5 protein-coding genes and 3 pseudogenes are annotated in these 7,893 nt (G+C 60.5%); 6 read left to right on the top strand and 2 right to left on the bottom strand.

The window, feature by feature from the left end; genetic code table 11:
* Positions 1-700: pseudogene (locus VHL31_RS01175) on the bottom strand (hypothetical protein); the annotation flags it as partial.
* Between the two features lie 583 nt (positions 701-1,283).
* Between VHL31_RS01175 and VHL31_RS01170 the strand changes: the two are divergent.
* The 4 genes and pseudogenes from VHL31_RS01170 to VHL31_RS01155 all read left to right on the top strand — a co-directional run bounded on the left by VHL31_RS01170 (position 1,284) and on the right by VHL31_RS01155 (position 5,494).
* Positions 1,284-2,327 carry a replication initiator protein A gene (locus tag VHL31_RS01170; protein ID WP_329659368.1) on the top strand — a complete coding sequence of 348 codons (1,044 nt, stop codon included), beginning with the start codon at positions 1,284-1,286 and terminating at the stop codon, positions 2,325-2,327.
* A 961-nt stretch (positions 2,328-3,288) separates the two neighbouring features.
* Positions 3,289-4,163: pseudogene (locus tag VHL31_RS01165) on the top strand (transposase).
* A gap of 381 nt (positions 4,164-4,544) precedes the next feature.
* Positions 4,545-5,177: a ParA family protein gene (locus VHL31_RS01160; protein ID WP_329659367.1), complete on the top strand. Its 633-nt coding sequence runs from the start codon at positions 4,545-4,547 to the stop codon at positions 5,175-5,177.
* The gene (locus tag VHL31_RS01155) at positions 5,174-5,494 is read left to right on the top strand and encodes a hypothetical protein (RefSeq protein ID WP_329659366.1); all 321 of its coding nucleotides are present in this window, start codon (positions 5,174-5,176) and stop codon (positions 5,492-5,494) included. Before VHL31_RS01160 ends, VHL31_RS01155 begins: the two co-directional genes overlap by 4 nt.
* A gap of 355 nt (positions 5,495-5,849) precedes the next feature.
* Here VHL31_RS01155 and VHL31_RS01150 read toward each other — a convergent pair whose 3' ends face one another.
* A complete protein-coding gene (locus VHL31_RS01150; RefSeq protein ID WP_329659365.1) occupies positions 5,850-6,992 on the bottom strand; it encodes a sensor histidine kinase in 1,143 nt (380 codons plus the stop codon).
* Positions 6,993-7,159: 167 nt separating this feature from the next.
* On the opposite strand from VHL31_RS01150, the gene VHL31_RS01145 reads away from it, so the two are divergent.
* Both VHL31_RS01145 and VHL31_RS01140 read left to right on the top strand, forming a co-directional pair.
* A complete protein-coding gene (locus VHL31_RS01145) occupies positions 7,160-7,378 on the top strand; it encodes a hypothetical protein (protein WP_329659364.1) in 219 nt (72 codons plus the stop codon).
* Positions 7,379-7,589: 211 nt separating this feature from the next.
* Positions 7,590-7,893, top strand: a pseudogene (locus tag VHL31_RS01140) (Crp/Fnr family transcriptional regulator); the annotation flags it as partial.

Below are 7,893 nucleotides of genomic sequence, written 5' to 3'. Positions count from 1 at the left end.
TCCAGGGGCGGATCTCCACCTGATGAGCAAGGGCTTGCCGGTAACGCTCGCGTGGCAGGGAGGTTTCTGTCTCCCCGAGCTCCGTGAAGCTTGCCGGCGCCCTGCCCCAAGCCGTGAAGTAGTCCTCGATGTAGTAGGGTGAGGTCTGTTGGATGACCTGGAACTGCAGGCCGGTGACCTCACTGCCCTTGTAGAGGAAGGTCGCGACCCCGTTATGGGTTTCCCCCTCGAGCGAGTGCATCAGCGCGAACGGGAAGGAGGCACGTGACCAGCCATCATCTCCCGGTTCTGACCAGACCCGGCCCGGCTGCACGATGATGTCCCAGTAGCTCCGGCCCTGTGCCGTCGATCCGGCCCGGATGACATCCTGCGTCAGCGGCACGAGGTCGCTGCCCTCGGTGAAGAACGACAGGGCCACGCTCGGGAAGATCTTCGGGTCCTTGCCCAGCACCTGGCGCACCTTAAAAATCTTCTCGGTCGTCATCTCGACCTCGCTCAAGCGAAGCGTGCCCGAGAATGGTTCGAGCGGAGCCCGTGCCCCATCTGGCGGCAGGAAGGCTTGGTTGTCGTGCAGCTTCAGGATAGTGCCGTCGCGCAGCTGTGCGGCGGTCAGATCCATCCTCGCTGACTGCGCGTCGGCCGCGGACGTGAGCCCTGCAAGCATGGCCAGGGCGGTGCCGATCAACCAAGCTCTCGCCATTGCCTATGCCCTCGCTGCCTGCTCCTGCCCAAAGGATGTGACGTGCTAGGACAAGGGTCAATCTGAGGTAGCCCACCCTCAACTCGGCCGATGAAGCAAGCGCACACCCATTTGCATAGGCGGAAAACTGGCAGAGGAGGTTGCCGTACCGGTAGCCAATCCGGCAGTGGTTGTCGTCCAGTATGAGCAGGAGAGGAAGATGCTTAGCTCTGGCAGCTCCGGATGGTGTCGGGAATCAGCTGATTTGCGCACTGCTCGGCATCCTTAAGTGAACAAGGGCGCTGAGCGGGTACTTGGGGGAGACCGAACGGTTATCCACAGGCAGCTATAGTGTTTAAAAATGTGTTTAAGAGTCTTAGTGTTTAGCCTCTAGAAGTCATTGAAAACACAGGCGAAAACTACCCCGAGCGTGGGTGAAGTGACGTTATGCTGTGGGTGAAGTGACGTTTTTATTCACAGTGTGGGTGAAGTGACGTTTCTATCCTAAACGTGGGTGAAATGACGTTCATGGTTGACCAGTGGGTGAAATGACGTTTCTGTTCCAGATGTGGGTGAAGTGACGTTGATGGCAAGGCGTGGGTAAATGACGATACAAGGCGGAGGCGAGCCAGAACCAACACCGCAGTTCTTCGTCTGCGACCTATTTGATGTCACCTGGAAGGGCGACATGGCCTCCATGGAGCACCCGATCTTCTCGCTGTCCACGAAGCCGGATCATCGGCTTCTCCGCTACGAGAACGGCCCCAGTTATGTCGAAATCCAACCCTCTTATCGAGGGCTTGCCACGATCCACGATCGTGACCTGCTGATCTACTGCATCAGTCAGCTCATGGCTGCCTTGAACGCTGGGCGTGAGGTCTTCCCCGTCCTGCGCTTCCACGCCAAGGAGATGCTGAAGGCTACCAATCGTCAGACGAGCGGCGAGGGCTATGCCGACCTCAAGGCATCGCTGGAGCGCCTTCGCGGCACCCAGATCGTCACGAATATCGTGACCGGAGGAGTCGAGCAGTACAACGTCTTCGGTCTCATCGATAAAGCGGAGACGATACGTGAGACCCGTGACGGCCGCATGCAAATGGTCGAGATCAGGCTGTCCGACTGGGTGTACAATGCCGTTGTCAACCGCGAGGTGTTGACGTTACACCCAGACTATTTCCTCCTGCGCAGGCCATTGGAACGACGCATCTACGAGCTTGCCCGCAAGCATTGTGGCCGCAACCCTGAATGGCGGATGCCGCTGGCAACCTTGCAGGAGAAGTGCGGCTCCGGCTCTGCCAGCCGCGAATTCCGACGTATGGTTCGCGAGATCGTCAAGAAGGACATCGTGACGAGTCATATGCCCGATTATGCGATCACGCTGGATAAGGGCGACATGGTCGTGTTCCGCAACCGGGACACTATGCCGAAGCTGCCGAAAGCGGCTCAGGCCGACAATGGCCCTACCGTCCCGCCGCTCGATGCCGAGACCTATCACGATGCGCGCATCGCTGCGCCTGGTTGGGATGTCTACTTTATCGAGAAGGAATGGCGAGACTTCATCGCGATGACGGGTATGCCGCCGACCAACCCGGACTTAGCCTTCATCGGCTTCTGCCGGAAATGGTACGAGAAGCGGGGCGTCCCGTAAGCGTACCAAGGAGACGCATGAGTAACCTGGGCTCTCTAGAACTACAGAAAACTTGTATGGGCGTCCTACGTGGCCAGGATCAGTCGAAATCGCCGTCTGCTAATGAATTCGAATCCTGATCCTCGCTTCCGCCTGCTGGTCGAGCTCGGCAACAAGCTCTTCGTTATGGCGTTCGGTAAGGTCTCGTCCTGATCTCGGTCGGTGACGCCAGCAAGGTCCTGTCCAGCCAAGGCGGGCAATCTCAGCATCCTAGAAACAATCATATATCGATGCAAATGACGGGGAGATCAACGGCATGCCGATGGATCTCGCCTTGCAGGAACTCCAATTCGGCCTCTATGGCCGCTTGCTCGACCTCGACGGACCAGACACGGAGCCGTATGGCTCCCCTCCCCGCTCCAGCGATGCGCCTTCGGGACGTCCTTGCTCTCACAAGGCGGGTCTTATGCCCAAATTGCCGGGATCTGGCGCGGACGCGCTCCAAGAGCGTGGGTAAACCTGGATGCCGATCTTCGACGGTGGCCCCGGCAGCAACTTGATTGCAGCAAGGCAAGTGTTATCAGCACAGTGGCGGTCGTAGAAGGACCCAGCACCGAGGGTAGACCTGCTGGTGCCTTTGCGGCCCTCACTGACCAGTCGATGTGATCCAGGGCTTCTAGGTGAAGATCGGGCAGAACCACTCCATCTGACGTCAAGTGACGTGACATTGTCTGACGGCATATGACGTCAATCTACGTCGCATATGCTACTAGCAAGGATGTTTCTTAGGCGGGCCTTGCTGTCGTTCTACGTCAGCTGACGTCAAGTAGCGTAGGATAATAGCGATATCTTGTGAGCTGCCTCAGCGCTCCAATGCAGATATGAAAGGCTAGATGTACGATCCCAAGATGAGTTGGTGCGGTCGTGAGGTTGCCCTCAAACTGACCGGGACAGGGTCCCGCACTTGGGAAGTGTGGGGCTTATGACCGACTGTACGACCAGCCCCTTGGATTGCGTTGAGATCAGCGCCTCGGTGCAGCGGCGACGCCGCTGGAGGGCTGCCGAGAAGATGCAACTTGTTGAGCAGACCTTCGCTCCGGGCATGACAGTGAGCCTGGTTGCCCGTCAGAACGGGGTGGATCCGAACCAGCTCTTCACTTGGCGGCGGCTGGCGGCCCCGGGCACGCTCACCGCCACTGGTGCCGAGGAGGAGGTGGTGCCTGCCTCCGACGACCGGGCGCTCCAGAACCAGATCCGGGAGTTGCAGCTTCTGCTCGGCAAGAAGACCATCGAGCATCAATAGATGCTCGATCCGATCTGCACCTCAGGCGCGGCCAGAAGGCCGTGAAGGGGAGGTCGAGGCGTCTGATCTGCGCTGGTGCTCGGACGCCTTCGAGGTGGCGTGCGAGAATGGCGAGCGGGTCAGGGTCGCCTTCGCGCTGGACTGCTGTAGCTTCGTGGCCACCGCAGGAGGAATTGGCGGTGAGGAGGTGCGAGATCTGATGGTGGCCGCCGTCGAGCGCCGCCTTGGGCAGGTGAGCCGTGTGCCACGCACCATTGAGTGGCTCACCGACAACGGGTCTGGCTACGTCGCCCATGAGACGCGGCGCTTCGCCCGTGGACGTAGGCCTAGAGCCGCGGACGACGCCGATGGAAAGCCCACCGTCGAACGGCATGGCCGAGGCGTTCGTGCGCACGCTCAAGCGCGACTACGTCCGCGTCTCGTCCATCGCTAATGCCGAAGCCTTCCTGCGGCTCCTGCCCGTGTGGCTGGCCCACTACAACGACGTTCACCCGCATAAGGCGTTCGGATACCGTTCACCCCGCGAGTTCATCGCCGCCCGTCCAGCCCAGTGACTCTGTCCGTCATTCGGGGCAACAACACTCCGCTCGAGACAAGCAGGCCATCGATGATCGCCAGTTAGTCAAGGTCTTCTCTGACAAGCTTAACACTTCCAGCAGGAGCAAGCTCTGCTCATGGGATGGTCTACAAGCTGAACCGGCCCATTCGGCTCGATCCCTGTCGAACCATACGCTAGAGCACCGTTCTCTACGTCATATGACGTCAACGTCGCGTATAGGTAAGTCATATGGCGTAGTTTGACGTCAACAGCTTGCGTTGGCTGATCGTAGACCATAATGGTGGCCCCACGGAGAGATATGACGTCAATCGACGTCGGTTTTAGTGACTTACGTCATTTGACGTAAGGTGACGCTAAACGTGAGGATTACATTCGGGTGCATGTGATTGCAATGGCAGCGCAGAAGGGCGGGGTCGGCAAGACGACCATCTCCGCCCACCTCGGAGTAGAGGCAGGCCTTCAGGGACATGGCAGGGTCGCCCTGATCGACACTGACCCACAAGGATCGCTTACAGACTGGTGGAATTCGCGCCAAGCCGAAGCGCCGGCCATGGCGAGCGTCTCTTTGGCTCAGCTACCCGATCAACTGCGCAACCTGAAGGGCCAGGGTTTCGATCTGGTCATCATCGACACCCCGCCGGCGCTTACCGAAAATATTGTGATGGTACTGCAAGTAGCGGACCTAGTATTGATCCCAACCCGGCCAAGCCCGATCGATCTTCGAGCTGCTGGAAAGACGGTCGACTTAGTCGATGCGCTTGGCAAGCCTATGGTGTTTGTTCTCAACGCGGTCAAGCCCAGAACCCGACTTGCGGCCGCCTCGGCCGTACTTCTGTCCCAACATGGCACGGTCGCACCAGTTAGCCTGCACGACCGGATCGATTTCGCGACTGCGTTCACTGAAGGCTACACTGCCCAGGAGATCGACCCACAAAGCGCTGGGGCAGGGGAGATGCGCGAGCTTTGGACCTATATCTGGAACCGGCTCAACCGGCGGAGGCCGACATGAGCAAAATCAAGGTGGCGATGCCCGGCGCGGACTTGATTATGCGCAAAGGCACTGCAGTGCCGAGCGTGAGTGATGTGCTGTCATCGGCACCGGCCGCCCCCGCGGCTCCACCCCCACCACCGGCTCCCGTACAGGCCGAGCCGGAGCCCCCACCAATCCCGGTACCCCATCGGACAGAACGGACGGTGGCCCTGACGCTTCGGGTCAGCGAGACGGATTTCCAGCGGCTTAAAACACTGCAGGCACGCAGCAGGCTCTCCACCCAGGCTGTCCTGATGATTGGGCTTGAGCACGTCTTGGAGAAGAACGGGCTATAGCCGACCCAGCCTCCTGGCATGTCAGGGGAAGGTGAGGTGACCCGGCGGAAGAGGTCCGCCTTGAACATTAGCTTTTGGCGGATTTCCCTCAGGGGGAGCAGAACGAGCCACCAAGACATTGGCTATTGTGCAGATAACTAAGCAACGACAACTGCCAGTTTGTCGTCATGATAACGCAGCCGTCGACGGGGCTGAATCACGTGCTCAAGCCAGCACCGCCCTGACCACCTCCTGCATGTCGACCGGCTTCTCGAAGCGCCGCATGCTCTGGTAGGGCTCCGGGATTATCGTCAATCCTATACACGAACAGGACACCACGAGCCTGGGATCAACCAGCGCAGCATGAGTGCATGTTTCAACGAGCGGTGAACTCCAGGCAAAGCGTAGTGCCTCCTGACGACGACCAGCTTGCCTTGCCATCCAGCTGCCGGACCAAGCCCTCGATCAGCTTCATGCCCGCACCAGAACCGCCAGCCGAAGGACGAGGCTCGGCCGGCAGTCCTCTACCGTTGTCGGCAAATCGGACGTGGCAGCGTCGATCTTCCAAGGTCTGGAGCTGCACCGTGATCAGCCCTTCGTTGTTGTCGAAGGCATATTTCAGGCTGTTGGTGACGAACTCGTTCAGGATCAGGCCCAATGGCAGCGCAGTCTCCGGAACGACCTCGATCTCGTCGATCTCGACCTCGAGCTTGACCTTGCCCGACTCGCCCTGGTGCAGGTTCTTCAGGCTTTCAGCGAGCTTGGTCAGATAGGGCCGAAGCTGGAGGCGATCCGTGGCTCTGGCGGCATACAGCTGCTCGTGGATGAGGCGCAGCGTGTCGATCCGCTCGCCCAGCGTTTGCAACTCCGTGCGCGCTTCCTCCGACGTCGTCTGTCTGACGCGCATTCGCACCAGGCTGGCGATGATGGCAATGTTGTTCTTGATGCGATGCTGCAGCTCGTGCAGCAGGCGCTGGTTGGTATCGAGTGCCACCTGCAGGTCATGCACCTTGTGCAGGCGATCGATCACCGGGCCGAGGATGGTGGCATAGGTGCGCAGGAACTCGATGTCTTCCTCGTCGAACGTGCGCGGCTTGAGGCTGTCCACCTGAAGCAGCCCATAGGCCTGACCACCCGGAACGACGATCGGCACGTTCACGAGTGCCACGATCCCGTGCTCCTTCATGAAGTCTGGAAAGGCAAAGCGCTCCTCCTTGTCGATGTCCTGGGTGATGACCGGCTCGCCGACCTCGATGGCATAGCTCTCGGACGAGCGCTCGCCCATTGGCAGGCGCATCTGGCCGACGATGCCGAGCTGCCAGCCGACACCCGCGCGGACGAGCAAGCACTGTTCGTCCTGCTGGATCTCGATGATCTTGGCCAAATCCGTGCCAAGTGCTTGGCCGACCAGACGGCAGGCCTCGGTCAGCACCTCCTGAAGCTCATCGCTGCGCAGGGCGAACTCGCCGAACTTGGCCAGGATCCGCTGCCGCTCGATCATCTGCTCGCTGCTCGGCAAGACGCATCCTCCCCACGTGTTCCAGCCCAGCGATCATGCAGAGGTAGAGGGCATGTAGCTACGGCTAGGTGCGCCGTGCTGGTTGGCGTTGCCACTGGTCCTGTGCCGGTGTCCCATGCGGCCGTTGGCAGGCCCGATCGGAGAGATCGGTGGCTATATCGAGCCGCTTGAGAAAAGAGACCCTCCTTGAGCAGGTCGAGCAGGGTCTTGCCGAGAGCGATCTACGGATTGGCTGGCAGCTGGTTTACCTCGCGCGGCTACGCGGCCTTGGGCAGAACACCATCGCGGCGGAGTTGGTCCTGTGGGAGATGGAATGCCTGCAGGCGCAGTGGCAGCAACGGCGGCAGATCCTGCTGGACCAGCTGTGGATGGACAGGACTGCCTGACCAGGCGCTCCTGCCCATGTCCTTCGTTCGATCCGCCGTAGCACCCGGACCGCAGGTGGGGGAGGGCGGCTTTGTGCTGCCGGCGGTACGGCAGCGTCCATGCAACTGACGTCGTGCACCCCATATGTAAGCTATCGCCCGCCGAGACCATCCGGCGCGGGCGGCTGAGAGAGGTACGCGTGCTCCCGCCAGTCTCTTGCGGGAGCCGTCTGTGGCCTCGTCCGATCCATCCACGCCCACCACCCGTAACCGCTTGCTGGCGGCCCTGCCGCCGGACAGCCTGGCCCGGCTGTGGCCCCAGCTCGTGCCAGTCGATCTGGAACTGCGCGAGGTCCTGCACCGGCCGGAACAGCCGATCACCACCATCTACTTCCCCGAGCGCGGCTGGGCGTCGATGCTGGCACCACTGGAAGACGGTGATGCCGCCGAGGTTGGGATCATCGGCTACGACGGCCTGGTCGGGCTGCCGGTCGTCCTGGGCGAGCCGTTCGACGATCTGGAAGCCCTGGTGCAGT

The sequence above is a fragment of the Geminicoccus sp. genome (genome assembly GCF_036263595.1).
Classification (GTDB): Bacteria; Pseudomonadota; Alphaproteobacteria; order Geminicoccales; family Geminicoccaceae; genus Geminicoccus.
This window is presented reverse-complemented; position numbering and strand designations above follow the sequence as displayed.